This is a genomic window from Pacificoceanicola niger (genome assembly GCF_048553275.1).
Taxonomy (GTDB): Bacteria; Pseudomonadota; Alphaproteobacteria; order Rhodobacterales; family Rhodobacteraceae; genus Pacificoceanicola.
Map to the genome: position 1 here is coordinate 101,896 of NZ_JBLZMW010000007.1, position 26,700 is coordinate 128,595.

At 65.0% G+C, this 26,700-nt stretch carries 26 protein-coding genes and 1 riboswitch; of the genes, 12 read left to right on the top strand and 14 right to left on the bottom strand.

From position 1 onward, the window contains the following. The 6 genes from ACN2XU_RS11005 (at position 1) to ACN2XU_RS11030 (ending at position 5,938) form a co-directional block, all read left to right on the top strand. Positions 1-1,311 (top strand): TRAP transporter large permease, encoded by a 1,311-nt coding sequence (locus ACN2XU_RS11005; RefSeq protein WP_419410488.1) that lies wholly within the window; start codon positions 1-3, stop codon positions 1,309-1,311. Next, positions 1,275-2,222, top strand: coding sequence for a hypothetical protein (locus ACN2XU_RS11010; protein ID WP_419410489.1), 948 nt, complete (start codon positions 1,275-1,277; stop codon positions 2,220-2,222). Before ACN2XU_RS11005 ends, ACN2XU_RS11010 begins: the two co-directional genes overlap by 37 nt. Positions 2,223-2,311: 89 nt before the next feature. After that, complete coding sequence (locus ACN2XU_RS11015) at positions 2,312-3,163, top strand: transketolase (RefSeq protein WP_419410490.1); 852 nt, start codon at positions 2,312-2,314, stop codon at positions 3,161-3,163. Between the two features lie 76 nt (positions 3,164-3,239). Next, a complete protein-coding gene (locus ACN2XU_RS11020) occupies positions 3,240-4,289 on the top strand; it encodes a transketolase family protein (RefSeq protein ID WP_419410491.1) in 1,050 nt (349 codons plus the stop codon). Next, entirely contained in the window at positions 4,282-5,181 is a 900-nt protein-coding gene (gene ltnD, locus ACN2XU_RS11025) for an L-threonate dehydrogenase (protein ID WP_419410492.1), read from the top strand. The genes ACN2XU_RS11020 and ltnD overlap by 8 nt, the downstream gene beginning before the upstream one ends. Before the next feature lie 4 nt (positions 5,182-5,185). Next, complete coding sequence (locus tag ACN2XU_RS11030; protein ID WP_419410493.1) at positions 5,186-5,938, top strand: SDR family NAD(P)-dependent oxidoreductase; 753 nt, start codon at positions 5,186-5,188, stop codon at positions 5,936-5,938. Positions 5,939-6,101: 163 nt separating this feature from the next. Here the strand turns inward: ACN2XU_RS11030 and ACN2XU_RS11035 are convergent, their stop codons facing one another. Next, entirely contained in the window at positions 6,102-7,172 is a 1,071-nt protein-coding gene (locus ACN2XU_RS11035; RefSeq protein ID WP_419410494.1) for a Hint domain-containing protein, read from the bottom strand. Between the two features lie 256 nt (positions 7,173-7,428). Between ACN2XU_RS11035 and ACN2XU_RS11040 the strand changes: the two genes are divergently transcribed. Genes ACN2XU_RS11040 through kdsA form a run of 3 tightly spaced genes read left to right on the top strand, consistent with a single transcriptional unit; the run spans position 7,429 to position 10,009 of the window. Next, positions 7,429-8,382: a KpsF/GutQ family sugar-phosphate isomerase gene (locus ACN2XU_RS11040; RefSeq protein WP_419410495.1), complete on the top strand. Its 954-nt coding sequence runs from the start codon at positions 7,429-7,431 to the stop codon at positions 8,380-8,382. Continuing rightward, positions 8,379-9,167: a 3-deoxy-manno-octulosonate cytidylyltransferase gene (locus ACN2XU_RS11045; RefSeq protein WP_419410496.1), complete on the top strand. Its 789-nt coding sequence runs from the start codon at positions 8,379-8,381 to the stop codon at positions 9,165-9,167. Before ACN2XU_RS11040 ends, ACN2XU_RS11045 begins: the two co-directional genes overlap by 4 nt. After that, entirely contained in the window at positions 9,164-10,009 is an 846-nt protein-coding gene (gene kdsA, locus ACN2XU_RS11050) for a 3-deoxy-8-phosphooctulonate synthase (RefSeq protein ID WP_419410497.1), read from the top strand. Before ACN2XU_RS11045 ends, kdsA begins: the two co-directional genes overlap by 4 nt. A 29-nt stretch (positions 10,010-10,038) precedes the next feature. Here kdsA and thiD read toward each other — a convergent pair whose 3' ends face one another. From thiD to ACN2XU_RS11090, 8 genes are all read right to left on the bottom strand, one after another. Then, positions 10,039-10,782 (bottom strand): bifunctional hydroxymethylpyrimidine kinase/phosphomethylpyrimidine kinase, encoded by a 744-nt coding sequence (gene thiD / locus ACN2XU_RS11055; RefSeq protein ID WP_419410498.1) that lies wholly within the window; start codon positions 10,780-10,782, stop codon positions 10,039-10,041. Beyond that, positions 10,779-11,774, bottom strand: coding sequence for a HesA/MoeB/ThiF family protein (locus ACN2XU_RS11060; protein ID WP_419410499.1), 996 nt, complete (start codon positions 11,772-11,774; stop codon positions 10,779-10,781). Before ACN2XU_RS11060 ends, thiD begins: the two co-directional genes overlap by 4 nt. Continuing rightward, positions 11,750-12,343 carry a thiamine phosphate synthase gene (locus tag ACN2XU_RS11065; protein WP_419410582.1) on the bottom strand — a complete coding sequence of 198 codons (594 nt, stop codon included), beginning with the start codon at positions 12,341-12,343 and terminating at the stop codon, positions 11,750-11,752. Before ACN2XU_RS11065 ends, ACN2XU_RS11060 begins: the two co-directional genes overlap by 25 nt. Further along, positions 12,343-13,110, bottom strand: coding sequence for a thiazole synthase (locus ACN2XU_RS11070; protein ID WP_419410500.1), 768 nt, complete (start codon positions 13,108-13,110; stop codon positions 12,343-12,345). Before ACN2XU_RS11070 ends, ACN2XU_RS11065 begins: the two co-directional genes overlap by 1 nt. A 1-nt stretch (position 13,111) precedes the next feature. Then, a complete protein-coding gene (gene thiS / locus ACN2XU_RS11075) occupies positions 13,112-13,309 on the bottom strand; it encodes a sulfur carrier protein ThiS (protein WP_419410501.1) in 198 nt (65 codons plus the stop codon). Then, the gene (locus ACN2XU_RS11080) at positions 13,278-14,246 is read right to left on the bottom strand and encodes an FAD-dependent oxidoreductase (RefSeq protein WP_419410502.1); all 969 of its coding nucleotides are present in this window, start codon (positions 14,244-14,246) and stop codon (positions 13,278-13,280) included. Before ACN2XU_RS11080 ends, thiS begins: the two co-directional genes overlap by 32 nt. Then, the gene (thiC, locus tag ACN2XU_RS11085; RefSeq protein WP_419410503.1) at positions 14,243-16,042 is read right to left on the bottom strand and encodes a phosphomethylpyrimidine synthase ThiC; all 1,800 of its coding nucleotides are present in this window, start codon (positions 16,040-16,042) and stop codon (positions 14,243-14,245) included. Before thiC ends, ACN2XU_RS11080 begins: the two co-directional genes overlap by 4 nt. 102 nt (positions 16,043-16,144) lie before the next feature. Then, a riboswitch (TPP riboswitch) is annotated at positions 16,145-16,265 on the bottom strand. Between the two features lie 255 nt (positions 16,266-16,520). Beyond that, a complete protein-coding gene (locus ACN2XU_RS11090) occupies positions 16,521-16,712 on the bottom strand; it encodes a hypothetical protein (protein ID WP_419410504.1) in 192 nt (63 codons plus the stop codon). 221 nt (positions 16,713-16,933) lie between these two features. Between ACN2XU_RS11090 and ACN2XU_RS11095 the strand changes: the two genes are divergently transcribed. The 3 genes from ACN2XU_RS11095 (at position 16,934) to ACN2XU_RS11105 (ending at position 19,954) form a co-directional block, all read left to right on the top strand. Beyond that, positions 16,934-17,320, top strand: a complete 387-nt coding sequence (locus tag ACN2XU_RS11095) for a hypothetical protein (protein WP_419410505.1) — start codon at positions 16,934-16,936, stop codon at positions 17,318-17,320. A 198-nt stretch (positions 17,321-17,518) separates the two neighbouring features. Further along, positions 17,519-18,250, top strand: a complete 732-nt coding sequence (locus ACN2XU_RS11100) for an OB-fold-containig protein (RefSeq protein WP_419410506.1) — start codon at positions 17,519-17,521, stop codon at positions 18,248-18,250. A gap of 21 nt (positions 18,251-18,271) precedes the next feature. Then, complete coding sequence (locus ACN2XU_RS11105) at positions 18,272-19,954, top strand: flotillin family protein (protein WP_419410507.1); 1,683 nt, start codon at positions 18,272-18,274, stop codon at positions 19,952-19,954. Positions 19,955-20,314: 360 nt separating this feature from the next. Here ACN2XU_RS11105 and ACN2XU_RS11110 read toward each other — a convergent pair whose 3' ends face one another. The 5 genes from ACN2XU_RS11110 to ACN2XU_RS11130 all read right to left on the bottom strand — a co-directional run bounded on the left by ACN2XU_RS11110 (position 20,315) and on the right by ACN2XU_RS11130 (position 26,642). Continuing rightward, a complete protein-coding gene (locus ACN2XU_RS11110) occupies positions 20,315-20,785 on the bottom strand; it encodes an extensin-like domain-containing protein (protein ID WP_419410508.1) in 471 nt (156 codons plus the stop codon). Between the two features lie 197 nt (positions 20,786-20,982). Next, a complete protein-coding gene (locus tag ACN2XU_RS11115; RefSeq protein ID WP_419410509.1) occupies positions 20,983-21,903 on the bottom strand; it encodes a prephenate/arogenate dehydrogenase family protein in 921 nt (306 codons plus the stop codon). Then, positions 21,900-22,985, bottom strand: a complete 1,086-nt coding sequence (gene hisC, locus ACN2XU_RS11120; protein WP_419410510.1) for a histidinol-phosphate transaminase — start codon at positions 22,983-22,985, stop codon at positions 21,900-21,902. The genes ACN2XU_RS11115 and hisC overlap by 4 nt, the downstream gene beginning before the upstream one ends. Before the next feature lie 76 nt (positions 22,986-23,061). Then, entirely contained in the window at positions 23,062-24,351 is a 1,290-nt protein-coding gene (gene pncB / locus ACN2XU_RS11125) for a nicotinate phosphoribosyltransferase (RefSeq protein WP_419410511.1), read from the bottom strand. After that, positions 24,288-26,642, bottom strand: coding sequence for an ATP-binding protein (locus ACN2XU_RS11130; RefSeq protein WP_419410512.1), 2,355 nt, complete (start codon positions 26,640-26,642; stop codon positions 24,288-24,290). The genes pncB and ACN2XU_RS11130 overlap by 64 nt, the downstream gene beginning before the upstream one ends. Positions 26,643-26,700 lie beyond the last annotated feature (58 nt).

The following is a 26,700-nucleotide window of genomic DNA, read 5'->3' on the forward strand; positions in this document are numbered from 1 at the left end:
ATGGAACAATTCGCCCCGATCATCATCTTCCTCTTCGTGCTCTTTGCCCTGCTCGGCAGCGGCGTCTGGGTTGGCCTTGCGTTGATGGGCGTGGCCTGGGTCGGCATGGAGCTGTTTACCATGCGTCCGGCGGGCGATGCCATGATCACCGTGGTCTGGCGCTCCTCCTCGTCATGGACGCTGACGGCGCTGCCGCTGTTCATCTGGATGGGGGAAATCCTGTTCCGAACGCGGCTCTCCGAAGACATGTTTCGCGGACTCAGCCCATGGATGGCCAAACTGCCCGGCGGCCTCGTACACACCAACATCGTCGGCTGTACGGTCTTTGCCGCCGTCTCCGGATCGAGCGCCGCGACCCTGACCACCGTGGGCAAGATGTCCATTCCGGAGCTGCGCAAACGCAATTACCCCGAACCGATGGTCATCGGCACGCTGGCCGGGGCTGCGACGCTTGGCCTGATGATCCCCCCCTCGCTGACGCTGATCGTCTATGGCGTGACGATCAATGAAAGCATCACCAAGCTGTTCTTTGCCGGCATCCTGCCCGGCCTTGTGCTGGCGCTGATGTTCATGGCCTATGTCGCGGTGTATTCCTTCACCTCGAAGACATGGAACCCGACGCCGGACCCCGAGATGACCTTCATGGAAAAGGTCAGGAATTCGCGGTTCCTGATCCCCGTGATGCTGCTGATCCTCGTCGTGATCGGCTCCATGTACCTCGGCTTCGCCACCGCAACAGAGGCGGCCGCCTTCGGCGTGATCGGCGCGCTGGTGCTGGCTGCGGCGCAGGGCTCGCTGTCGTGGAGCACCTTCAGCGAGAGCCTCATGGGCGCGGTGCGCACCAGCGCGATGATCGCCCTGATCCTTGCGGGCGCGGCCTTCCTGTCGCTGTCGATGGGGTTCACCGGCCTGCCCCGGGGCCTCGCGGATCTGATCGCAAGCTGGGATCTGTCGCGCTTCGAACTGCTCATGGCGCTGCTGGTCTTCTACATCGTCCTCGGCTGTTTCCTTGATGGCATTTCCAGCGTGGTGCTGACCATGGCGGTGGTCGAACCGATGATCCGTGAAGCAGGCATCGACCTGATCTGGTTCGGGATCTTCATCGTGGTGGTCGTCGAAATGGCCCAGATCACGCCGCCCATCGGCTTCAACCTCTTCGTCCTGCAGGGCATGACCGAACATCAGATGGGCTTTATCGCCCGCGCCGCGATCCCGATGTTCCTGATCATGGTGGTCATGGTCTTCGTGCTCATCGCCTTCCCGGACCTGGCCACATGGCTGCCCGACAATATCCGGCAAAGGCCTTCGTGACAGATCCGCTTCGTTTCATCGCACGGCATGGGCAATGGGTTCTGGCCTTCGGGCTGGTTCTCGGCCTGCTGTTGCCCGGGCTGGCCACCGGGCTGAAGCCGTGGCTGCCCTGGCTGGTGATCGGGCTGCTTTACGTGTCTCTGCTGCGCATGTCCGTAGCCGGAATGCTGGCGGCGCTGCGCGAGGTGCCGCGGATGCTGCCCACCGTCGCGCTCATGCAATTGGCGGTGCCGCTGGTCGTGCTGGCGGTGGCGTGGATCACGGGCACCCTGACAAGCCCCGTGGCCTTGTCGCTCATCCTCGTCAGCGCCGCGCCCTCCATCGTCGGCAGCCCGAACGTGGTGATGATCATGGGGGCCTCGCCTGACCCGGCCTTGCGCCTGATGGTGGCGGGCACGCTGCTGCTGCCCCTGACCGTTATCCCGGTCTTTGCCCTGTCGCCGATGCTGAGCGGAGTGTGGGACGTGGTTCTGGCCGCGCTGAGCCTTCTGCTGACAATCCTGCTGACCTCGGCGGCGGCGATGGTGACGCGGCGGATGCTCTTCCCGAAACCGGGGCCGGTGGTTCTTGACCGGCTGCAGGGGGCCTCCGCCATCGCCCTGGTGGTCGTGGTCGTCGCGCTGATGCCGGCGGTGGTCGAGATCGCGCGGAACTCCTGGGGTCTTCTGGCGTTCTGGCTGGCCATTGCCTTCGGCGCCAACTTCGGGGCACAGGCGCTGGCGCGGGCCTTCACCAAAGGCCAGCCAAGGGACGAAGCGCTCGCCCTTTCCTTCATCGCCGGAAACCGCAATATCGCGCTGTTCCTCGTCTCGCTGCCGCCGGACATCACCGCCCAGGTGCTGCCCTTCATAGGCTGCTACCAACTGCCGATGTACCTCACCCCGATCCTGCTCCGGCGGCTTTACGCATAAGCCGTGCTAAACAAATCAATTAGTAAAACTCAATTGTCTGGCCGAGCGAGGCAGGTAGAAAAGGGCATCGACTATCTGGGAGGAGAGTCATGCCCGATCACAGCCCCTTTGCCGCATCGAACGTCAGCCTCGCGCGCCGCGCCTGGGCCATCCGCCGCCACGCCCTGCGCATGGGCGAGGTGCAGGGACAAGGCTACATCGGACAGGCGCTCGGCGTCGCGGACGTTCTGGCGGTCAGCTATTTCCACGCGACGTCCTACCGCCCGGACGATCCGGACTGGGACGGACGCGACCGCTTCTACCTGTCGATCGGCCACTATGCCATCGCGCTCTATGCCGCGATGATCGAGGCAGGCATCCTGCCAGAGGACGAGATTGAAACCTACGGCATGGACGACAGCCGCATGCCCATGTCCGGCATGGCCAGCTACACGCCGGGAATGGAAATCACCGGCGGCTCACTGGGCCATGGTCTCGGCATCGCCGTGGGCGCCGCCATGGGCCTCAAGCGCAAGCAGAACCCCGCTTTTGTTTACAATCTCATGTCCGACGGCGAGCTTGGCGAAGGCTCCACCTGGGAGGCGGTCATGTCCGCCGCGCAGCACAAGCTCGACAACCTGGTCTGCGTCGTCGACTTCAACAATCAGCAGGCCGACGGCCCAAGCCGCGACGCGCTGGCCACCACACCCGAGGTCCCGAAATGGCAGGCCTTCGGCTGGCACGCGCAGGAGGTCGATGGCAACGACATCGACGCCGTGCGCGCCGCCTTCGACGTCGCCCGCACCCACACCGGGCCACAGCCCCGCGTGATCATCTGCAACACAACGATGTGCAAGGGCGTCCCCTTCCTCGAATCCCGCGAAAAGACCCATTTCATCCGCGTCGAACCCGAGGAATGGGCCAAGGCGCTGGCTCATCTGGATCAGGAGATTCCCGCATGATCCGCACACCACGCCCCTGCTTCTTCTCTGCAGAAATATCCAGAAACACCCGGCCCACGCAGGAAGGAGCTTCAAAATGAAAGACGTCCCCTTCGGCCCCAATTCCCGCCGCAAATCGAAATACGCCGCGCGCGCGGTCCCGGACGAGAAACGGGCGACAAGCGCCATGATCGCCTCCCTCGACGCGGAGGGCCGCGACACCATCGCCGCCCCATTCGGAGAGGCGCTGTGCGCGTTGGCAAGCCAGAGAGACGACATCGTCGGCCTCTCCGCCGATCTTTCAAAATACACCGACCTGCATGTCTTCGCGGCCAAATACCCGGACCGCTTTTATCAGATGGGCATGGCCGAGCAGGTGCTGATCTCCGCCGCCGCCGGACTGGCGCGGGAGGGCTTCACGCCCTGGGCCACGACCTACGCGGTCTTTGCCTCGCGCCGCGCCTATGATTTCATCTGCATGGCCATCGCTGAGGAAAACCTGCCGGTCAAGATCGCCTGCGCCCTGCCCGGTTTGACGACAGGCTACGGCCCCAGCCATCAGGCAACCGAGGACCTCGCGATCTTTCGCGGCATGCCGAACCTGACCATTGTCGATCCCTGCGACGCGCTGGAGACAATGCAGGCGACCCATGCCCTGAGCGCCACGCCCGGCCCCGCCTACATGCGCCTGCTGCGCGGCAAGGTTCCGAATGTGCTGGGCGAATACGGCTATGAGTTCAAGCTGGGCCGGGCCAAGCTGATCCACGACGGCGCCGATGTTCTGTTCATCTCCTCGGGCTTCATGACCATGCGCACGATCGACGCGGCCAAGGCGCTGAAGGACGACGGCATTGATTGCGCGGTGCTGCATGTGCCGACGATCAAGCCGCTGGACGAGGCGACGATCCGCGCCGAGGCCGCCAGAACCGGTCGGCTGATCGTGACGGCGGAGAACCACACGATCATCGGCGGCCTTGGCGAGGCGGTCGGCGCCAGCCTGATGCGCGCGGGCGTACAGGCCCGGTTCCGACAGATCGCCCTGCCCGACGAATTCCTCGACGCCGGCGCGCTGCCGACGTTGCATGACCAATACGGCCTGAGCGTTCCGCGCATCACGGCGCAGGTAAAGGAGTGGCTCGATGAGTGAGACCTGTCTGATCGGCCTTGGCGCCATGGGCCTTGGCATGGCCCGCAACATCCTCAAGGCGGGCGTGGACCTGCGCGGCTCTGATCTCTCCCCGCAGGCGCGGGCGCGCTTTACCGAGGCCGGGGGCCGCGCCTTCGACAGTGCAGCGGAGGCGGCCGCTGGCTGTGATCTGCTGATCCTGATGGTGGTCAACGCCGCACAGGCCCGCGCCGCGCTCTTCGACAGCGGCGTGGTGCAGGCGCTTGGGGCGGGCAGTACGGTCATGCTCTGCAGCACCGTGGCGCCGGATGATGTCCGCGCGCTGGCCGCAGATCTGGAGAAGGCCGGGCACCGGCTGCTCGATGCCCCGGTGTCCGGCGGGCAGGTCGGCGCGGAGGCGGGCACGCTGACGCTGATGACCTCCGGCGCGGAGGCCGCCTACGATCGGGCCGAGCCGGTGCTGAATGCCATCGCGGGCACGGTTCACCGGCTGGGCGATGCGCCCGGGCTCGGCGCGACCTACAAGGTGGTCCATCAGCTCGCCGCCGGGGTCCATCTTGTTGCCGCCGCTGAGGTCATGGCCCTTGGCGCGCGCGCGGGCTGCGATCCTGAAAAGCTGTTCGAGATCGTCAGCACCAGCGCCGGGCAAAGCTGGATGTTCGAGGACCGTGTACCGCGCATCCTCGCCGGAGAGACCACGCCAACCTCCTCGGTGGACATCTTCGTCAAGGATCTGGGCCTTGTGCTGCAGACCGGACGCGACTGTGCCACCCCCCTGCCCCTCAGCGCCGCCGCCCATCAGATGATGCTGGCCGCCAGCGCGATGGGCTTTGGCAAACTGGACGATTCCTGCGTCATCCGTGCCTACGAGGCCCTGACCGGATACGCCACAAAATGCACCGACGGAGAGTAAAGCGATGCTTTTGAAAGACAAAACCGCCATCATCACCGGTGGCGCCAGCCCGCGCGGGCTTGGCAAATCCACCGCCAGGCTTTTTGCCGAACACGGCGCGCGCGTGGCGATCCTCGATCTGGACGCGGATCAGGCGGCAGCGGCGGCCGCCGATCTGCCGGGGGAGGGCCACATCGGCCTGGCCTGCAACGTGACGGACAAAGCCGCCTGTCAGACCGCCGCGGACGCGGTGATCGGCACCTTCGGCCAGATCGACATCGTGGTTAACAACGCCGGGATCACCCAGCCGCTGAAGCTGATGGCGATCGAACCGGCGAACTACGACGCGGTGCTCGACGTGAACCTGCGCGGCACGCTTTACATGAGCCAGGCGGTCATCCCCCACATGCGCGGGCGCAAGACCGGCGCCTTCGTCAACATCTCCTCCGTGTCGGCCCAGCGCGGCGGCGGCATCTTCGGCGGGCCGCATTATTCGGCGGCCAAGGCGGGCATCCTTGGCCTGACCAAGGCGATGGCGCGCGAGCTGGCCCCGGACGGCATCCGCTCAAACGCCGTCTGCCCCGGCTTCATCGCCACGGACATCACCGGCGGGATGCTCACCGACGACATGATGGTGCAGATCCTCGAAGGCATTCCAATGGGCCGCGCCGGCGAAGCCTCCGACGTGGCGGGCTGCTGCCTCTTCCTCGCGTCGGACCTCGCGGCCTATGTCACCGGCTCCGAAGTCGACGTGAACGGCGGCTCGCTCATTCACTGACCTTGCGTATCCGTGTTGATCGGCAGACTGGGGCCCACTTCGGCGGGCCCCTTTTTTGGCCAGTCCCAATTGTCCGACGCCGTCATTTAACGCGCTTCGAACGCGGAACACGGGCGTCAAGCACCCGCAGCGGCCCTTCAAAAGCCCGGCTTATGGCCACCCGTCACGCCGCATCATGCAGCAGGATCGCGGCTTCCGATTTCGACAGGTTGCGCCGGGCATAGCTGCCGTAGAGGTGCGGATTGTCCCGCAGGCGCGGCTCCAGCTGCAACAAACGGGCGCGATCGCCCTCCGACAACGTGGTCAACGCGGTGTTTGCCGGGTGAAAGCTCTCGGTCTCGATGCCGTTGGCAAAGACGATCTCGTGCCGGGGCAACATCAGATGCACATAGGTCACCGCGCGCACCGTCGTATCCACGCTGATGCTGCCGCCATTCACAAGATCCCGCGCCGAGACCAGCACCTCCGGCGTGTTGAACAGCGCCCGCGCCACCGCGCCCTTGACGACCATGCGATGCTCCGGCGAGACAAGGAACGCCTCTTCCGGCCGGTCGATCCCGAAGGCGCCCGCGCGGATGCGGATCGGCCGCAGCGCCGGCATGGCAAAGAGCCGCGCGCCGGTCATGAACCGGCTGCCGATCCATTCGACCGGTTGCGGCCCGCTGTCCTTGGTCTGCACCAGATCACCCTCGCGCAGCGACTCGACAAGGCGTGCGCCGGCGGGCGTGGCGATCCATGTGCCGGGGGTAAAGCAGATCACGCCGCCCGCCTGCTCGCCCGAGGTCGGATCGCGCATCCGCTGCATGCTGTGGTGCACGATCCACAGATCGCGCCCCGCGGGTGGCATCTCGTTCAGGAACATCAGCAGCGGCGGCGCGCCGGTGTTCACGTCGATCACGGTCACGCTGAAGCTGCGGGTGCCGTCCGTGACGACAAAACTGCTGTCGGCGAGCGGGTGATCGACCGCGGCCTGATCCGGATCCAGATCCGATGTCTGCGTGATGGCCGCACCGACCAGCCGCCGCACCATCCGTGCGGCGCGTTTGCGCAATTGCGCCTCGCCCGTCGCCTGATCAAGCTGGAGGATCGACGAAGGACCGTCGACCCGCACAACATCCCCCTGCCAGGACCACGTTGCCCCGACAGTCAGAGAGGACGGAGCCGCAGCCTTAAGGCCGTCTATTTCCGTCTGTGACCAGGAGATGACGAACGTGCCCCGATAGCCCGTTCCCATGCCTGTATGCCTGCTCTTTAATTGTAATAGTCTTTTAAGAAACCTTAACCCACGGACGGCGCGTTTGAAATATTCTTGCCCGCGCCCTGCGGACCGGGACGCGGTTGACGGGGCAGCGCGTTGCAGATCGGACACAACTCATACAGCTTCCACGGGAAAACTGCCGCGCGGCCAGAGGTCCCGGTGTCTCGCAGCCATTGGACACGGAGGCCAAGGCGCGGTAACAGGCTGCAATCCGAGGCTTGAGAGCGCCCCCATGAGTGTGACCCCGTCCGACATCGCCCGCGAGGTGCTGAGCACCGAAAGCGCCGCGCTTGACCGACTGCGCAGCGAGCTGCCCGGCAGTTTCGACGCCGTGATCGCGCAGCTTCTGGCCGTGCAGGGGCGGGTGATCGTCTCCGGCATGGGCAAATCCGGCCATGTCGCGGGCAAGATCGCCGCCACCTTCGCCTCCACCGGCACGCCTGCGCAAACGGTGCATCCGGGCGAGGCAAGCCATGGCGATCTGGGCATGATCACGCGCAACGACGCGGTGATCCTGATCTCCAACTCCGGCGAAACCCGCGAGCTGGCCGATATGATCGCCCATTGTACCCGCTTTGCCATTCCGCTGATCGCGATGACCAAAAGGGCCGAAAGTACGCTGGCCGAGGCCGCCGCCCACGTGCTGCTGCTGCCCGATGCGCCCGAGGCCTGCGCGATCGGCATGGCGCCAACCACCTCGACCACCATGGCCATGGCGCTTGGCGATGCGCTGGCGGTGGCGATGATGCGGCACCGGGGCTTTGGCCGCGAGAGTTTCGCCGCCTTCCACCCCGGCGGCACCCTCGGCGCGCAATTGCTGCACGTGCGGGCGGTGATGCACAGCGGCGACGAACTGCCGCTGGTGCAGGCCGAGACGCCGATGAGCGAGGTGCTGCTGACCATGAGCCAGAAGGGCTTTGGCGTCGCGGCGCTGGTCGCGGGCAGGCGGCTCGAAGGGATCATCACGGACGGCGATCTGCGCCGCAACATGGACGGGTTGATGGACCGCACCGCGGGCGAGGTCGCCACGCGCACGCCGCTGGTCACCCGCCCCGATACGCTACTGACCGAAGCCTTGGGAGTCATGAACATGTCGAAACGGACGGTTTTGCTGGTGGTCGAGGACGATCACACGCTGGTGGGCCTGCTGCATATCCACGACGCGCTGCGGGCGGGTGTGGCATGAGCGCGGTCATCTTCATCCCCGCCCGTTACGCCTCGTCGCGCTATCCGGGCAAGCCGCTGGTCGAACTGACCGGCGCCACCGGCGTAGCCAAATCGCTGATCCAGCGCAGCTGGGAGGCGGCCTGTACCGTGAAGGGCGCCGATGCGGTCTATGTCCTCACCGACGACGACCGCATCGCCGAGGCGGCGCGCGGCTTTGGTGCGGATGTGATCATGACATCCTCGGACGCCCGCAACGGCACCGAACGCTGCGCCGAGGGCGTAGCCCAGCTGGACACGGAGCCGGACGTGGTGGTCAACCTGCAGGGCGACGCGCCGCTGACGCCGTCGTGGTTCGTCGAGGACCTGATCGCCGCGATGGCGGACCCCGGCGTCCACATGGCCACGCCGGTGCTGAAATGTGACAAGGACACCCTGTCCAACTTTGTCTCCGACCGCCACGCCGGACGCGTCGGCGGCACCACGGCGGTGATGCGCCGGGACGGCAAGGCGATCTACTTCTCCAAGGAAGTGCTGCCCTACGTCGGCAATCTCGAAACCCCGCCGGAGGTCTGGCACCATGTCGGCGTCTACGCCTACCGCCCCGCCGCGCTGCGGTCCTACATGGGCTGGGACGAGGGGCCGATCGAACGCGCCGAAGGGCTGGAACAGCTGCGCTTTCTGGAGAACGGCATGGACGTGACCTGCGTGCCGGTCGAAGGCAAGGGCCGGGTGTTCTGGGAACTGAACAACCCCGTGGACGTGCGCCGCATCGAAGGCGTTCTGAAAAAGGAAGGCATCGCATGAACGCCGTCACCATACGCGATGTGACCATCGCCAACGACCGACCCTTCGCGCTGATCGCGGGGCCGTGCCAGCTTGAAAGCCTCGATCACGCCCGCATGCTCGCCGAGCGCATCGCCATGGCCGCCGCCGCCGCAGGCACACAGTGGATCTTCAAGGCCAGCTACGACAAGGCAAACCGCTCCTCCCTGAAAGGCAAGCGCGGGCTTGGCATGGACGAGGGGCTGAAAATCCTCGCCACCATCCGCGCCGAATTCGGCGTGCCGGTGCTCACCGATGTGCATGACGCCCACCAATGCGGCCCGGTGGCCGAGGTCGTCGACGTGCTACAGATCCCCGCCTTCCTCTGCCGCCAGACCGACCTGCTGCTGGCCGCCGGAGAGACCGGCAAGGCGGTGAACGTCAAGAAAGGCCAGTTCCTCGCTCCGTGGGACATGGCCAACGTCGCGGACAAGATCGCCAGCACCGGCAACGAGAATATCCTGCTCTGCGAGCGCGGCACCTCCTTCGGCTACAACATGCTTGTCTCGGACATGCGGTCGCTGCCGATCATGGCCGAAACCGGCCGCCCGGTGGTGTTTGACGCGACCCACTCGGTGCAGATGCCCGGCGGTCAGGGCACCTCCTCGGGCGGCAAGCGTGAATATGTCGAACCGCTGGCCCGCGCGGCGCTGGCCATCGGCTGTGGCGCGGTGTTCATGGAGACGCATGAAGACCCGGACAACGCTCCCTCCGACGGGCCGAACATGGTGCCGGTGCAACGGCTCGGGCAGATCCTGGAAGGGCTGCGGGCGATCGACGATCTGACCAAGGCGCGGACATATGCCTTGGGGAGTGCGGGGTAAAACCCCGCCCTACGGAATGTCGGCGCGGATCAACCGGCGGCCCCCGCAACCCCCTCCCGCAGCCAGCGCTGAACAAAGCCCTTCGCCGCCTGACAGGCCACCGAAAGACAATCAGTATCCGCAAGACCGCAGGCAATCGCGGTGGCCAGCGCGCAGCCGGTGCCGCGCCGCTGCACCCCAAGCCGCGCCGCGTGAAAGACCTGCCGGCCAGCCCCGCCGGGATCGAACAGGTGATCGGACGCCCGCGCCCCACACGCATGCCCGCCCTTGATCAGCACCGCCTGCGCCCCCCGGGCCAAGAACCAATTCGCCTGACGCGCGATCTGCGCGTCACCCCGCGCCGCGCCGCCCCCCGAGAGCGCGGCCGCCTCCGGCAGGTTCGGCGTGATCACACGGCTCAGCGCCAACAAGGCGCACGGCAAGGCCCCCGCCATGAGCGTCCCGCCGGAGCTGGACCTCAGCACCGGATCAAGCACCACCGGGGCGCGCAGATCCGCCAGCGCCACGGCCACCGCCGCGGCGATGGCGCCGCTGCCCAGCATCCCGATCTTCACGGCAGAAGGCGCCTGCGCCTCCAGCGCCGCCGAGATCTGCGCCCGCACGAGGTCCGGCGGCATCACCTCTACCGCGAACACCCCCGCGTGGGACTGCGCAGTGACGGCGGTGACGATGGGCTGCACGTCAAACCCCATGGCCCGCGCGACGAAGGCATCGCGGCTCAGCCCCGCGCCGCCGCTGCTGTCGGTGCCGCCAATGGTCAGGATCGTCCTCATGCGCAGGCCGTCGCAGCCAGCAGAGCGATAGCCCCGGCCCCGCGCGCCCGCAGCGCCGCCGCCGCGCGCCACGCCCGCAGCCCGCTCTGGCAACACAGGACAACCCGCTGGCCGGGGGCGGGATCGAGCGCGCCCGCCGCGTCCAAGCCAAGGCGCAGCGCTCCGGCGGAGATCGGGTGCGGGGCCTCCTGCGGGTCGCGCAACTCCACGATCAGATCGTCCGACCGCAGGCCGGATGCCGCGATAAAGGGAAAGACCTGCGCCGGCTCCGGCTCCGGCGTGCCGGAAAAGCAAAACCCGCCAAAGCGCAGCAACGCGAGATCGGCGGTGACCATCTGCCCCAGCGCGGACGGCGTCGCCGCCAGAAGGGTGCGCAGCGCGATCTGCGCCTGCAGCGCGCCAATCACCCCCACCGCAGGCCCGAGCACCCCCGCCGTAGCACAGCGCGCGCCCGAAAGCGGCAACTCCGGGAACACCGCGCGCAGCGAAGGCGCAGGCCCGCAAAAGCCGCCGACATAGCCGGTCTGCCCCAACACACTGGCCGAGATCAGCGGCTTGCCAAGGCGCAAACAGGCATCCGACAGGATGTAGGACACCGCGAAGCTGTCCGCCGTATCCATGATCAGATCACAGTCCCGGACGATCCCGGCGACCTCGGTCGGACCAAGCGCCTCGACCCGGGCCTGCACCGCGACAGCCGGATTAAGACCGCGCACCGCCTCCCGCGCGGCCTCGGCCTTGGGGCGGCCCAGATCGGCCATGCGATAGAGCGTCTGGCGGTGCAGATTGCTCTCCTCCACATGATCGGGATCGACCACGGTGATCCGCCCGACACCGGCCCCGGCCAGATACTGGATCACCGGACAGCCAAGGCCACCCGCGCCAACGACCGCGACATGCGCACGGGACAGGCGCGCCTGTCCTTCCGCCCCGACATCGGGCAGCAGCATCTGGCGGGCGTAGCGGCTCATGGCGCGCAGACCCGCAGCCATTCGGTTGTGCGCGCCTCGGGATTTTCAGCCTGCAAAACATCCGTCACCACAGCAACACTGTCCGCCCCGGCGGCGAACACGCCGGGCGCGCGCTCCGGCGTCAGGCCACCGATCGCGACGAGCGGCACCGCCCCGGCCATCGCCTTCCAGCGGGTCACCCGCTCAAGCCCCTGCGGCGCCCATTTCATCGCCTTCAGCAGCGTCGGATAAACCGGCCCGAGCGCCACATAGTCCGGATCATGCGACAACGCGCGCTCCAGCTCAGCCTCGTCATGGGTCGACAGACCAAAGCGCACCCCGGCGCGGCGCAGCGCGGCGAAATCCGCCCCGTCCATGTCTTCCTGCCCGAGATGGACGAAACGGCACTTCAGCTCCAGCGCCAGTTCCCAATAGTCATTCACCACAAGCTGCGCGCCCTCCACTGCACAGAAATCCCGCGCCCTTGCGATTTGCCTGCGCAGCTCGGCCTCCGGCAGGTCCTTGAGCCGCAACTGCACAAGCCGCACGCCGCGCGGCACCAAAAGCTCCACCTTCGAGACGTGATCGGTGATCAGGTAAAAGCGCTCCATCATGCCAGCTCCGCCAGCCCGAGAAGCGGCGTCGACGGCACGGCCATATCGCGCGGCTCCATCGGATCGGCGCGATAGCCCGCATGGCCCGCCTCCACGGCCCGCGCCATGGCCCCGGCCATCCCGACCGGGTCCCCTGCCCGCGCCACCGCCGTGTTGAGCAGGACTGCATCCATGCCAAGCTCCATCGCGCGCGCCGCATCGGAAGGCCGCCCGATCCCGGCATCGACGATCAGCGGAACACCGGGGAAATGCGCCCGCATGGCGCGCAGCGCGTCGGGATTGCGCAGCCCCTGCCCCGATCCGATCGGCGCGCCCCAGGGCATCAGCACCTCGCAGCCCGCCTCGATCAGCTTTTCGCCCACCACCAGATCGTCGGTCGTATAGGGGAACACCGCAAAGCCCTCCGACGCCAGAACCCGCGCCGCCTCGACCAGCGCAAAAACGTCCGGCTGCAGCGTATCGGCATGGCCGATCACTTCGAGTTTGATCCAGGGTGTGCCGAAAATCTCCCGCGCCATATGCGCCGTGGTCACCGCCTCCTGCACGCTGTGGCACCCGGCAGTGTTCGGCAGGATGCGCAGCCCCCGGCCCCGAAGCCCGTCCCAGAAGCCTGCCCCGCTGCCATCCGCACTCTCGCGGCGCAGGCTGACCGTGACGACCTCCGTCCCGCTTTCACGGATCGCGTCGGCCAGAACCGCCGGCGAGGGATATTGCGCCGTCCCCAGCAACAGGCGCGATGTGACCTGCGTGTCATAAAGCTCCATCTCACCCTCCCTGCATCGGGGTCAGCACTTCGAGCCGGTCGCCGTCCCCAAGGACAGTCGTGGCGCGCTCCGGCTTGGGAACGAACCGGCCGTTCAGGGCGGTAGCGATGGCAGGGTTGGCATAGCCCAGCTCCTCAAGCGCCGCGGCCAGCGTTTCGGCCGCAATGTCATGCGGTGTGGCGTTTACGGTGATGTGCATTGGATGTCTCCGGAATGAAATGTCGGGCGACCCGCGCCGCCATGGCCGGGGCCAGCAGAAAGCCGTGCCGATACAGCCCGTTGAGGTGGAGAGTCCCGCCGCGCAGCGCGAGGCGCGGCAGGTTGTCGTGAAAGGCCGGGCGCAGGCCGGTGCCGGTCTCAATGACGCTGGCCTCGGCAAAGCCGGGATGAATGGCAAAGGCCGCGCCGAGCATCTCCGACAGGGAGCGCAGGCTGATCGCGCGCGTTGATGAACTTTCGATCATCGTCGCGCCGATCATGTAGACGCCCGCCCCGCGCGGCACGAGATACAGCGGCACACGCGGATGCAGCAGGCGCAGCGTGCGCCGGATCTCGACATCGGGACAGTGCAGGATCGCCATCTCGCCGCGCACCGGGCGCAGATCATCAAGCGGCGCGGCGATGCCCGTGCAATCAAGATCCACCGGCCCCGGGGCGGGGGTGCCCAGCACGATCTCGACCCCGAGATCGCGCACCGCCTGCGCCAGATCGCGCAGCGCCCGGCGCGGATCGAGATGCGCCTCCCGCTCAAAGTAAAGCCCTCCCGGAAACCGCCCCGCAAGGGCCGGCTCCAACGCGGCAATCCCTGCGCCATCCAGGCCGCGATGGCCCGTCGTCCGGCGCGCAAAGCGGGTCAGCTCCGCGCGGTCGCGCGGCGGCGCCACGACCAGCGTGCCAAGCCGGGTGACTGGCGTGATCGCCGCCCACCAATCCGCCGCCTCTGCGCCCCAGATGCGCACGCGGTCTTCGGCGGTTTCGCCCTCGCACCACGGCGCCAGCATCCCGCCCGCATAGCGCGAAACACTGCGCGCGCCGATCTCTGCCCCGGCCTCGAAAACCCGCACCGCCGCCCCGGCGCGGGCCAGCTCCAGGGCAGAGGCAAGACCGGCAAGGCCCGCACCCGCGATGGTGATCATTCGACGGTGTCCTTGACCGGCACGTACAGATCGCCATTGGCCCGGAACTTCGCCGCCATGGCCTCCATGCCCTCCTTCTGTGCCTCCGCGCGGATGTCGTGGGAAATCCGCATGGAGCAGAACTTCGGCCCGCACATCGAACAGAAATGCGCCACCTTGTGTGCCTCCTTCGGCAGCGTCTGATCATGGAAGGCGCGCGCCGTTTCGGGATCGAGCGACAGGTTGAACTGATCTTCCCAGCGGAACTCGAACCGCGCCCGGCTCAGCGCGTCATCGCGGCGCTGCGCCCCGGGCAGGCCCTTGGCCAGATCGGCGGCATGGGCGGCGATCTTGTAGGTGATCACCCCGGTTTTCACATCGTCCCGATCCGGCAGACCCAGATGCTCCTTCGGCGTGACATAGCACAGCATCGCACAGCCGAACCAACCGATCATCGCCGCGCCGATGCCGCTGGTGATGTGATCATACCCCGGCGCAATATCCGTGGTCAGCGGCCCGAGCGTGTAGAACGGCGCCTCGTGACAGCACTCAAGCTGTTTATCCATGTTCTCCTTGATCTTGTGCATGGCGACATGGCCCGGCCCTTCGATCATCACCTGACAATCTCTGGCCCAGGCGATCTTTGTCAGCTCACCCAGGGTTTCCAGCTCGGCGAACTGCGCGGCGTCATTGGCATCGGCAATCGACCCGGGCCGCAGCCCGTCTCCCAGCGAAAAGCTCACATCGTACCGGCGGCAAATCTCGCAGATCTCGTCGAAATGCGTGTAAAGAAAGCTCTCCTTGTGATGATGCAGGCACCATTTGGCCATGATGGAACCGCCGCGCGACACGATCCCTGTCACCCGGTCCACCGTCATCGGCACCATGTGCAGCCGCACACCCGCGTGGATGGTGAAATAATCCACACCCTGCTCGGCCTGTTCGATCAGCGTGTCGCGGAACACCTCCCAGGTCAGATCCTCGGCAATGCCATTCACCTTTTCCAGCGCCTGATACAGCGGCACGGTGCCAATCGGGACGGGGCTGTTGCGGACGATCCAGTCTCGCGTGTTGTGGATGTTGCGGCCCGTGGAAAGATCCATCACCGTGTCCGCGCCCCAGCGGATCGACCAGACCATCTTGTCGACCTCTTCCTCCATCGAGGAGGTCACCGCCGAGGTGCCCATGTTGGCGTTGATCTTCACCTTGAAATTCCGGCCAATAATCATGGGCTCGACTTCGGGGTGGTTGATGTTGGCCGGAATGATGGCGCGTCCGGCGGCGACCTCGTCACGGACGAACTCCGGCGTGACGTAATCGGGAAGGGTGGCCCCCCAATCGGTGCCGTCGCGGTGGCAGGGCGCCAGCCCGCGCAGCTCGTTCTCGCGAATGGCGATGAACTCCATCTCCGGCGTGATGATCCCCGCGCGGGCATAGGCCAGCTGTGTCACCGCCTGCCCCGCTTTGCCGCGCAGCGGACGCCGACGCACCGGAAACGCCGGGGTCAGCCGGTCACCCGCCACAAAGCCGTTGTCCTCGGGTTTGATCTCGCGCCCGTCGTAGGCCTCCACATCACCGCGCCCCACGATCCAATCGCGGCGCAGCGGCGGCAGGCCCTTGCGAATGTCGATCTGCGCATCGGGGTCCGTGTACGGCCCCGACGTGTCGTACACCGGAAGCGGCGATTCCCCGGCCGTCGGGTGCACACAAATCTCGCGCATCGGCACGCGCAGCTCGGGATACTGCGCGCCCGCGACATGGATCTTGCGCGATGCGGGCAGTGGTCCGGTGGTGATGGTGGGATTGGGGACAGTCATTTTGGCGCTCCTCAAGCACAAGTCTCAAAAAGACACCAGAAGAGCGTGGAGAGGAGGCAAAGGCCCGCAGGCCCTATTGTGAAACGCACATCGACTGCGTGCCGCGATGCGTCCCGAGCTTCCTACGCCAGTATCAACTGGGTCAGGTTCAAAGGGTCGCGTCACCGGGCAATTGCCCTGTCAGCCTCTCAGTCCCCTAAGCGGGACTCCCCTGCGTGTGGGCACTATAGGCAGGGGGAATTTTCCTTTGCAAGCCCCCGAAATGCCCACAGGCTGCGGGACCGCGGGCAAACCTGCCGCGCGCAAGGCGTTCATGCGGCTCAGCCAGAAACGGCATCCGGTCCCGAGAGGCACCAAACGCAGCGCGCGCATACCGTGCCATCGGCGTCTTCGTGCACGAAAAAGGGCGGCCCGGATGGCCGCCCCTATTCGTGAGCACTTGGAGAGAGAGAGAGAGAGAGAGAGAAGTGCTGGCGGTTCAGACGATCACGGTACGCTTGCGCGGCACCCAGCCACGCTTTTTCTTCTTGCCGTCGTCGGCTTCGTCCTTGGAGTCATCGGCCAGCAGGTCCGACCCGGAGACACCATCCGTCATCCCGATCTTCGAGGGACCACCCATCACGGCGAAAGTCTGGGAAGCCAGGATGAGGACAAAGATCACGATGCGCATGTGTTTCTCCGGGTCGCGGGCCCCCACCCACGATGTCAGAATGCGACACAAATGCGGCACAAGGCAACCGCCTTTCGCCACAATTCTCAATTCTTTCAATAACTTAAAAACAATCACGGGAATTCGGAGGCACTGTCCCCATACAGCCAACAATACTGCGACGACACGCATGTTTTGACAGCGCGATCCGCCTGCGCAAAATGCCGCGCAGGAGGATTGTCATGCCGCTGCACCTGCTCGTTCCCTTGATCGTTGGAGGGATTTTCGCCCTCATGATCGCCATTGTGGTCAAGGGCCGGAACAAACCGCGCCGCTTCGAATCGGACGCGGACGCGCGCTATGCCTGGCAGCGCGCCTTCCCCGGGCGGCCCGTCACCGACCTGCGCCTCGCGACCGCAAGAACCGCCGCTCTGATCGAAACCGATGACGGCCCCGGCCTCGTCTGGACGCGCGGCAAGGACACCCTCGCCCGGCTGCTCACCGACGCCACCGCCGACACAACAGACAGCGGACTGACCCTGCACCTGCCGGACGCCGCGGTACACCTGTCGCTCACCCCGCAGGAGGCGCGCGACTGGGCCCGACGCATTACCGAAATCACCGCCTGACCCGCCCTCACCGACAACCGGTTGCCAAGGAGACCCGCCACCCGTGCGGAATACCGGACTACCCGCAGCCCGTCATTTCAGGCATCCTCCGCCCAACCCGTTGCCAGCCTGCCAGAAATCGTACGCGCCTCTCTTGTAACGCATCCGTGAACGCCCCATATAAAATGTATACCAATGCATACTGAAAAGCCGTAACCCATGTTCGACCTGTATCTGACCGGGCCGTATGTGCCCTTTGCCATCGCTCTCGCGCTTCTCTTCGGGCTGCTGGCGCTGGAGCTCGCCTTTGCCCTGCTTGGCGGGACGCTCCTTGGCGCCGGCGCCGACGGACCGGACCTCGATCCGGACGCATGGGACATGGACGTCGGCGATCTCGATATCGACTTTGACGGCCTCGACGCCGATCCGGCGGATTTCGAACTGCCCGATCTCGACGTGACCTCCGACACCCCCGACCCCGCCAGCGCCACAACCGGCCTCGCCGCCTGGCTCGGCTTTGGCAAAATGCCCGCGCTGATCTGGCTCGCCTCGATCCTCATCGCCTTTGGTGCCACGGGTCTGCTGATCCAGTCCATCGCGACGCTGCTCCTCGGCACCGCCATCCCCGCCAGCATCGCGGCCATCCCCGCCGTGATCGCCGCCATTCTCTTTGCCCGCCACTTCGGCGCGCTCTTTGCCCGGCTCCTGCCAAAAACCGAAACCCAGAGCCTCTCCGAACGCCATCTTGGCCGCCGCCCCGGCACCGTGACCCAGGGGACCGCTGCCCGTGGCCGCCCGGCAGAGGTCCGCGTCACCGACCGCTATGGCAACACCCATTACCTGCGCGCCGAGCCGCTCCGCGACGACGCGCACATCCCCCAAGGCAGCGAGGTCCTCGTCCTGAGGCACAAACGCGACGGCGGCTACCGCCTCGTTCCGCTGACCGCATAAACCCAAAGGAGTTTCAAAGACATGGACCTCATGACCCTTGGCATCATCGTCGGTGCCGCCCTCGCCTTTCTCCTTCTCATCGGTCTTGTGCTGGCCCGCCTCTACCGACGCGCCACCCGCGAGGTCAGCCTCGTGCGCACCGGCGCCGGCGGCAAGAAGGTCATTATGGACGGCGGCACCCTCGTCGTGCCGCTCCTGCATGAGGTCTCGCCGGTCAACATGAAGACCCTCCGCCTTGAGGTGAAACGCGACGGCGACGGCGCGCTCATCACGCAGGACCGCATGCGCGTGGACGTGGGCGTCGAGTTCTACGTCTCGGTGCAGCCCACCGACGAAGGCATCGCCCGCGCCGCGCAAACTCTCGGCGCGCGCACCTTCGACATCGACCAACTCCGCGAGATGATCGAGGGCAAGCTGATCGACGGGTTGCGCGCCGTTGCCGCGCAGATGACCATGGACAGCCTGCATGAAAACCGCGCCGACTTTGTGCAGGAGGTGCAGAACACCGTCTCCGAGGACCTGCTGAAAAACGGCCTCTCGCTCGAATCCGTCTCCCTCACCGCGCTCGACCAGACCCCGTTCGAGGCGCTGGACGAAAACAACGCCTTCAACGCCGTGGGTATGCGCCGCCTCGCGGAAGTCATCGCCACCTCCAAGAAAGAGCGCGCCCAGATCGACGCGGAGGCCGAAGTCGCCGTGCGCCGTGCCGGGATGGAGGCCGAGCGCCAGCGCCTCGCCATTGAACGCGATGAAAAGCAGGCCAGCATCGAGCAGATCCAGCAGGTCCAGACGATGCAGGCCGCGCAGGAGGCGGAAATCGCCGCCCGCCGCGAGGATTCCATGCGCGAGACCGAGCGCTCCCGCATCGCCCGCGAGGAGGCCATCCGCAGCGCCGAGATCCTGCGCGAAAAGAACATCCGCGAAGCCGAAATCGCCAAGGAGCGCGAACTCGAAGTCGCCGATCAGGAGCGCCAGATCATCATCGCGCAGAAGTCCGAAGAAGAAAGCCGCGCCCGCGCCTCCGCCGATCTCGCCCGCGCCGAGGCGACAAAGGCCCAGGAAGCCGTGCAGACCGCCAAACAGGTGGCCGAAGCCGAGCGGACCAAGCAGATCGCCCTGATCGAAGCCGCCCGCGAAGCGGAGCGCGAGGCCACCAAGGTCCGCCTCTCCGCGCAGGCCGAGAAGGACGCCGCGCAGGACCGCGCCGAGGCCCGCCGCGAAGAGGCCCGCGCCGACGCGGACGCAATCACCATTCGCGCCGAGGCGAAAAAGACCGACATGCTGGCCGAAGCGGAGGGCAAGCGCGCCATCACCGACGCCGAGAATGCGCTGTCCGAGGGCATCATCGCGATGAAGATCGCGCTGGCGCGTCTGGAGGCCATGCCCGAAATCCTGTCGCAGGCGATGAAGCCGGTGGAAAAGATCGACTCGATCCGCATTCATCAGGTCACCGGACTGGGTGGCGGCACCGGCGGCGGCTCTGGCTCTGGCGAGGGCGGCGACAAGCCGGTGGTCAATCAGGCGATGGATTCGATCATGGGCATGGCGGTGCAAATGCCCGCGCTGAAAAAGCTCGGCGAAGAGCTGGGGATTTCCATGGACGGCAGCCTCGACGGACTGATCAACAGCACGCTGGAGGACACGCCCGCCAAACCTGCGGCCGCGCCAAGGGCCGACGACACCGCGCCGCCCTTGGATGCCTGATCTCAGACACCGGCCCCCTTGAACGGGTTCGGCCCGGAACAATCCCGAAGCCCCGGTCACGTCCGGGGCTTTTTTCTACGTTAACCAGATTTGACGCAAAGTCATCGCGTGATCCGGCGAGATGATGCGCCTGAGTTATATTCAGATTTTGGATTTGGTACAAAACTCGCACCGAATCGTACCAAACGGCGGTTAATGCCCGCTGCGAATGGTTAATTTCTGTCACAGCCTTGTGGCCTTGCGCCGGGGCCCCACCACATCTGGCCTGCGCGGCCCACCGGGCGCTGGCTTAACCCCACCGCGCGCGCCATTAACTGGCACGGCCCCTAAGCAGAGGCCCCGCCGCGTTAACCGGGCACGTCAGCGGCAGTAGGAGCCAGAGCGATGCTCCGCCGTGTCAAAGTGAAAATGGTCTTGATGGAAGCGGTCAGAGTTCGGGCCAAGGACGGTGCCAAACGGCCCGCAAGCCGCTTTATGCATGTTTTTCAATATCTTGCCATTTTTTCCACGGCCCCAATGCTCCAGCACCGAAATCTCCGTTCCGTCCCTGAGCCGCACGGCGCTGATGTCGATGGCGTTGCCTTTGCCATGCTCCGACACCTTCGCGCCGCGCTGGCTGTTCCGGGTCCGGCAGGCGTAATGCGCAGCCACCTTCAGCGAGCTCAGCCCCCCGCCCCGCTTGCCGACACTCGGCTTTGCGCCCCCCTCGACCCAGGCCCTAAGTGTCTGAGCTGTCTTGCAATTTATCGTCGCGGGCTGGCTCAGAGCGATGTCGCCAACGGCCCGCAACCGCACCGCATCCTGCACGCCGCAAATGCCGTTTCCGTCCACCGGCGCGATTCGCTCGCCAACCAGAAGCGGATCTCCACACAGCCCACCGCCCTGGAAACTACCCCGCTCCCGGCCTGAAAAGGCACTCTGCAGGAACCCTCGAACGCCGTCCAGTTCATTGGAAACACTCGATTTTTCCCGAGACCCCCCACAGGCCACAAGGACCAGGGATGCACACAGAAGAAGCCCGACTGCCTTCACCGCTCTACCTTTACGCGACCAAAATCCGGAGCATCAGTATCCTGACCTGCATCCAAAATGCCACGCCGTATCGCCCTGGTATGGGTAAAATAGGCATGAAGCTGCTCACCGTCCCCCGTCCGGATCGCCCGCTGCAACGCCATCAACTCCTCGGTAAAGCGCCCGAGAATCTCGATCGTCGCTTCCTTGTTGGTCAGGAAAACGTCGCGCCACATGGTCGGATCGCTGGCCGCGATGCGCGTGAAGTCGCGGAAACCGGCTGCGGAGAACTTGATAACCTCTTGATCTGAAACGCGTCTGAGATCATCCGCCACGCCGACCATCGTATAGGCGATCAGGTGCGGCACATGGCTGACCACCGCGCAGACGAGATCGTGGTGCCCCACCTCCATCCGCTCCGTATTGGCGCCCAGCGCCTGCCAATAGCCTTCGAGCCGCGCCACCGCCGGCTCGTCCGACCCTTCGGTCGGCACAATCAGGCACCAGCGGTTGTCGAACAACGTCGCAAAGCCCGATTCAGGCCCGGAGTGCTCGGTGCCCGCCATCGGGTGCGCCGGAACGAAGTGCACGCCCTCCGGGATGTGCGGCGAGACCGTCTCGATCACCGTGGCCTTGACCGAGCCCACATCGGTGACCGTGGCACCGGTTTTCAAATGCGGCGCAATGGCTTGCGCGACCGCGCTCATGGCGCCAACGGGAACCGCCAGCACCACGAGATCGGCATCCCTGACCGCCTCTTCCGCTGACTCGCAGACCTCATCGCACAGTCCGATGCGCCGCGCGGTCTCGCGGGTTTCGGCACTGCGTGCATAGCCGCTGACCGTGCCCGCCACAGCGTCACGCTTCATCGCCCAAAACATCGAGGACGCGATCAGGCCCAGACCAATAAGTGCAACCTTTTCATAGCGCTGGGTCATCTCTCACCCGCCTTGAACAGGCCGATGCAATGCGCGACACGGCGGCAGGAGGATTCATCCCCCACCGTGATCCGCAGCGCATTCGGCAGACCATAGCCCGCCACGCGCCGCACGATGATGCCCTGACGCTGCAGGTAGTCGTCGCAAGCCTCGGCCTCGTCCTGCGAGCCGAAACGGGCCAGAACAAAGTTCGCCATGGAGGTGTCGCAGGGCACACCATGCTCGCCCAAAGCCTCGGCCAGCCAGACGCGCAGGCGGGCATTCTCCGCCTTGCAATGCTCGGTATAGCGCGTGTCCCGCACCGCCGCTTCCGCCGCCGCAAGGGCCACGGTCGACAGGTTGAAAGGCTGCCGGATCCGGTCCAGTACAGCGATGATCTCCAGCGGCGCATAGCCCCAACCGACACGCATCCCGCCTAGCCCGTAAAGCTTTGAAAACGTGCGCGTCATGACCACGTTGTCGCGCATTTCAACCAGTTTCGCCCCGCCGTCGTAACCATCGACAAACTCGGCATAAGCGCCGTCCAGAACCAGGATCGCCTGCTCGGGGATGCCCTCTGCCAGCCGTTCGATTTCCGACAGGCCCAGCATCGTGCTGGTCGGGTTCGCCGGGTTGGCGATGAAGACAAGCTTCGTACTCGCATTACAGGCCGCGAGGATCGAATCCACGTCGACAACGCGCTCCTGCTCCGGCACCTTGATCGGTGTCGCGCCGACCGCATGGGCCATGATCTTGTACATGGAAAACCCGTGTTCGGTGTAGATCACCTCGTCGCCCGGGCCGGCGTAGGCCTGCGCGAGCATATGCAGCACCTCATCCGAGCCAACACCGCAGATGATCCGCTCCGCCTTCAGCCCATGCACCTCGGCAATTGCGGCGCGCAGCTCGGCGTGGTCGGTCGAGGGGTAGCGATGCACCTCATGCGCGGCGCGGACGATGGCGTCCTTGACCGCGTCGCTCGGCCCGAACGGGTTTTCGTTTGAGCTCAGCTTGATGATGTTCGTCATACCGTCGATGCGGGATTTTCCCCCGACATACGGCGAGATTTCCATGATACCCGGCTGCGGTTCGATCTTGGACATGGGTGCCTCCTTGCGGAAATCTGCTTAACCGCGTGTTGCCGCCAAGAAAAGCGTGAAACGCCCCTGCGCCAAGGCTCTAGACGATAACCTCTTGCGCTTGTTGCCGACCGACGCCGAAGACCCGCTTGTAGCGCGCGATTTCGCCCTCCGGTCCCATCGCCTTGTTCGGATTATCAGACAGCTTTACCGTTGGGTTGCCATCCGCGCTGATCGCCTTGCAGACCAGCGAGAAGGGCGCCAGCCCGTCGTTCGGCGCGAGGCCGCGAAAATCGTTGGTCAGCAAAGTGCCCCAACCAAAGGAAACCCGGACGCGCCCGTTGAACTGGCGGTAAAGCTCAAGGATCTTGGTCTCGTCGAGGCCATCGGAGAAGATCACCAGCTTCCTGGTCGGATCCTCCCCCCGTGCCTGCCACCAGCGGATCGCGGTTTCGGCGCCCGCCGCGGGATCGCCGCTGTCGATGCGGATTCCGGTCCAACCGGCAAGCCAGTCGGGCGCCTTCTCAAGAAAGCCCTCGGTGCCGTAGGTGTCGGGCAGAATGATACGCAGGTTGCCATCATGCTCTTCGTGCCAATCGGCCAGAACCGCATAGGGTGCCTGCGCCAGAGCCGTGTCGTCCTTTGCCAAGGCGGCGTAAACCATGGGCAGTTCATGGGCATTGGTGCCAATCGCTTCGAGGTCGCGATTCTTGGCGATCAGGCAGTTGGACGTGCCGACAAAACTGCTGCCCAGCCCTTCCAGCATGGCCTGAACGCACCAGTCCTGCCAGAGGAAAGAGTGTCGCCGACGGGTGCCAAAATCAGCAATGCGGACTCCCGGCTCGCTGCGCAGATGTTCGACTTTTTCCCACAGCTTGGTCATGGCGCGGGCATAAAGCACCTGGATTTCGAACCGGCCCATAGTGTTGAGCACGGCGCGGCCACGCAGCTCCATCAACACGGCAAGCGCGGGAATCTCCCAAAGCATGACTTCGGGCCATTTGCCTTCGAAGGTCAGCTCGTACTGATCTCCGACCCGCTCAAGATGATAGGCCGGCAATTGCAGATTTTCGAACCAGCCCATGAACTCGGGCGTAAACATCTGGCGCTTGCCGTAAAAGGTGTTCCCGCGCAGCCAAGTGCTTTCGCCGCGTGTGAGACGCAGGCTGCGGATATGATCAAGCTGCTCGCGCAATTCGCCTTCGTCGATCAGCTTGGCCAGCGGCACCTGTGTCGAGCGGTTGATCAGGCTGAAGGTCACTTGCGTGTCGCGCCGGTTCCGGAAGACCGACTGACACATCAGAAGCTTGTAAAAATCCGTATCGATCAGCGACCGGACGATCGGATCGATTTTCCATTTGTGGTTCCAGACGCGGGTGGCGATGTCCAAGTCTCTGTCCCTCTTGCGGCATTTTGCCGTGATACGCCAGTTTCCGCCCTGGTTGAAAGGGGTTTCTCCCCGCGCTCTGCCCGCCCCAAAGCCGCAATCAAATCCTTTCGGCGCAGTGGCTTCGGCACAAAGTCGTCCATGCCCGCAGCGGCGCAGGCCTCCCTGTCACTTTCGAAAGCATTGGCGGTCAACGCGGCAATATGCGGCTGAGGAATGTCCATGTCGCGAATGAGCCGGGTTGCCGCAATCCCGTCGAGCTCAGGCATCGACATATCCATGAAGATCACGTCTGGACGGCAGTCGAGCACCATTTCAACGGCTTCACGGCCATTGACCGCCTCCATCAATTCCACCGGCTGATCTTTCAGGCAGCGTTTTACCAAGAGTCGGTTGGTCGCGTTGTCCTCGGCCAGCAGAACGCGCATCGGCCGGGTCAGCCGCTCGACAGACCGGCTGGGCTTCGCCTCTGGCAGCGTGTCTTTCGGACCCGGCGGCTCAAGCGCAATCGCGACCTCAAAGATCGACCCTTCCAGATCCGGCGTCGAGAGAAGGCGAATGTCGCCGCCCATACGCTGCGCCAGTTTCTGCGAGATCGGCAGACCAAGCCCAGTGCCGCCGAAGCGCCGGGTGGTCGCCGCGTCAGCCTGTTGGAACTCCCCAAAAATATGCTCCGCGCGGTCCTGTGGAACACCGACACCGCTATCGCGGACCTCCACCCTAAGCGTCCAGCCGTCAGGAGTTTCTTCCGCAGATGCCAGCACTGTTACCCCGCCGGAAACGGTAAATTTTATCGCGTTGCCGATGAGATTGATAAGGATTTGGCGAAGGCGACTGCCGTCAAAAACAGCCAGCCCGGGCAACGATCCGTCTGTGCGCACGTCGAGATACAAACCCTTGTCACGGGCCATGGTCCGGAGCAGTCTCGCGGCATCTTCGATCAGCTGCGCAGGGGCATTCGGTCTTTTTTCGATCTGGACCTTATCCGCTTCGAGCCGAGAGTAATCCAGAACGTCATTGATAATCGCCAGGAGCGAGATCGACGCGCTTTGGATCGTGCTGACATATTCATTGTGTTCGGGGCCCAGATCGTTGGACGCAAGCAAGTCTGCCATCCCGACAATGGCGTTCAACGGCGTCCGCATTTCATGGCTCATGGTGGCGAGAAATGCGGATTTCGCCCGCACGCCATCCTCTGCCTGCAACCGCGCTTCGGCCATTTCCCGTTCATGCCGCACCAGCTCAGTCACGTCTCGCTCGATGGAAATCAAGGTTTCGACCTTACCTTGCGGCCCGTAAATCGGAACACGGTTCACATCGACCCAGAACTTTCGCCCGCTCTTGGAGTAGTTAAGAATGCGCGCCTTGCAGTTTGGCTCTCGCAGCAGTTCGGCCAGGGCTTCCGAGCCGGCGCTGTTGGCGCTGCCCGGTCCGGACAAGAACTCCCAGGGTTTCCGGCCCAGCACTTCTTCGCGCGTGTATCCGGTCAGCTTGACAAAGGCTTCGTTGACCCAGGAGATCGTCATGTCCGGTTCAAACAGGATCACGCTATCATTGGCTTCGCTGGCCACGAGCGACAGCTTTCGCATGTCCCGCTCTCGCTCCGCGATCTCGGTATTCAACTCGTTCAACCGTTCGGCGCTTTCGAGCAGTGCCTTTTCGTTCAGCATTCGCCGCTTGAACGTTCGGACAGAGACGCCGATGAAATTCTGGGTCAGATAGGTAAGAAGGGCGACCTCCACCACATGCGTGATCAAACGGTGCCCTGTCTCCCCGGGTGAGTTCGATTCGAACCAGACGAAGGCAACGGCGCAGATCCCGTATATGGTGAGTTTCAGGATTGTGCACGGCGGATGGTGGGTGAGCGCATAGCCCGCATTCACCGCCGCCGCCATGAGGAAACACAAGGCAACAAGCTCAGCCTCGTGGTTGGGTGCCGTGGCGATCCCGAGCGCGACGCAGCCAACAATCGTGAGCGCCTGAACCGCCCCGCCAATCGTTGTCCAGGCCATGAGGCGCCCAAGCGCTACGCCGCGCTGCCGTGCCCGCAGAGCGGCGCGTAGCAGCACTATCTCGACCCCCTCCCCGAAGTTGGCGAGAATGAACGCCGCAATCGCCACATCAATTGAAACGAAAAAACCAAGATAGGCCGATCCGATCAATGTCGCGACCTGGCGTTGCCAGAAATACCGAATCCGTCCGCTGACAAAGCGATCAAAGAGCACGCCACGGCCATAGCGCGCCTGAAAGGCGGCATCGCTGGAAATTTGCTCGGACCGTGGTTCGGCAGACATGGGCGGCTCGCTGATGTGTCAGCCGGGTGTAACGAGCCAAGGTTTAGAAATGGCGAAT

What these genes read in the sequence shown, in the direction of transcription:
- ACN2XU_RS11100 (WP_419410506.1), top strand. Translation starts at nt 17,519, where the DNA reads ATGTTCGACCTGTATCTGACCGGGCCGTATGTGCCCTTTGCCATCGCT.
- ACN2XU_RS11065 (WP_419410582.1), bottom strand. Translation starts at nt 12,343, where the DNA reads ATGGAGCGCTTTTACCTGATCACCGATCACGTCTCGAAGGTGGAGCTT.
- ACN2XU_RS11070 (WP_419410500.1), bottom strand. Translation starts at nt 13,110, where the DNA reads ATGGAGCTTTATGACACGCAGGTCACATCGCGCCTGTTGCTGGGGACG.
- thiD (WP_419410498.1), bottom strand. Translation starts at nt 10,782, where the DNA reads ATGAGGACGATCCTGACCATTGGCGGCACCGACAGCAGCGGCGGCGCG.
- ACN2XU_RS11035 (WP_419410494.1), bottom strand. Translation starts at nt 7,172, where the DNA reads ATGGGAACGGGCTATCGGGGCACGTTCGTCATCTCCTGGTCACAGACG.
- ACN2XU_RS11115 (WP_419410509.1), bottom strand. Translation starts at nt 21,903, where the DNA reads ATGACCCAGCGCTATGAAAAGGTTGCACTTATTGGTCTGGGCCTGATC.
- ACN2XU_RS11130 (WP_419410512.1), bottom strand. Translation starts at nt 26,642, where the DNA reads ATGTCTGCCGAACCACGGTCCGAGCAAATTTCCAGCGATGCCGCCTTT.
- ACN2XU_RS11045 (WP_419410496.1), top strand. Translation starts at nt 8,379, where the DNA reads ATGAGCGCGGTCATCTTCATCCCCGCCCGTTACGCCTCGTCGCGCTAT.
- ACN2XU_RS11105 (WP_419410507.1), top strand. Translation starts at nt 18,272, where the DNA reads ATGGACCTCATGACCCTTGGCATCATCGTCGGTGCCGCCCTCGCCTTT.
- ACN2XU_RS11080 (WP_419410502.1), bottom strand. Translation starts at nt 14,246, where the DNA reads ATGATCACCATCGCGGGTGCGGGCCTTGCCGGTCTTGCCTCTGCCCTG.
- ACN2XU_RS11005 (WP_419410488.1), top strand. Translation starts at nt 1, where the DNA reads ATGGAACAATTCGCCCCGATCATCATCTTCCTCTTCGTGCTCTTTGCC.
- ltnD (WP_419410492.1), top strand. Translation starts at nt 4,282, where the DNA reads ATGAGTGAGACCTGTCTGATCGGCCTTGGCGCCATGGGCCTTGGCATG.
- ACN2XU_RS11095 (WP_419410505.1), top strand. Translation starts at nt 16,934, where the DNA reads ATGCCGCTGCACCTGCTCGTTCCCTTGATCGTTGGAGGGATTTTCGCC.
- thiS (WP_419410501.1), bottom strand. Translation starts at nt 13,309, where the DNA reads ATGCACATCACCGTAAACGCCACACCGCATGACATTGCGGCCGAAACG.
- hisC (WP_419410510.1), bottom strand. Translation starts at nt 22,985, where the DNA reads ATGTCCAAGATCGAACCGCAGCCGGGTATCATGGAAATCTCGCCGTAT.
- ACN2XU_RS11010 (WP_419410489.1), top strand. Translation starts at nt 1,275, where the DNA reads ATGGCTGCCCGACAATATCCGGCAAAGGCCTTCGTGACAGATCCGCTT.
- ACN2XU_RS11020 (WP_419410491.1), top strand. Translation starts at nt 3,240, where the DNA reads ATGAAAGACGTCCCCTTCGGCCCCAATTCCCGCCGCAAATCGAAATAC.
- ACN2XU_RS11090 (WP_419410504.1), bottom strand. Translation starts at nt 16,712, where the DNA reads ATGCGCATCGTGATCTTTGTCCTCATCCTGGCTTCCCAGACTTTCGCC.
- ACN2XU_RS11060 (WP_419410499.1), bottom strand. Translation starts at nt 11,774, where the DNA reads ATGGCTGCGGGTCTGCGCGCCATGAGCCGCTACGCCCGCCAGATGCTG.
- ACN2XU_RS11030 (WP_419410493.1), top strand. Translation starts at nt 5,186, where the DNA reads ATGCTTTTGAAAGACAAAACCGCCATCATCACCGGTGGCGCCAGCCCG.
- thiC (WP_419410503.1), bottom strand. Translation starts at nt 16,042, where the DNA reads ATGACTGTCCCCAATCCCACCATCACCACCGGACCACTGCCCGCATCG.
- ACN2XU_RS11040 (WP_419410495.1), top strand. Translation starts at nt 7,429, where the DNA reads ATGAGTGTGACCCCGTCCGACATCGCCCGCGAGGTGCTGAGCACCGAA.
- kdsA (WP_419410497.1), top strand. Translation starts at nt 9,164, where the DNA reads ATGAACGCCGTCACCATACGCGATGTGACCATCGCCAACGACCGACCC.
- ACN2XU_RS11015 (WP_419410490.1), top strand. Translation starts at nt 2,312, where the DNA reads ATGCCCGATCACAGCCCCTTTGCCGCATCGAACGTCAGCCTCGCGCGC.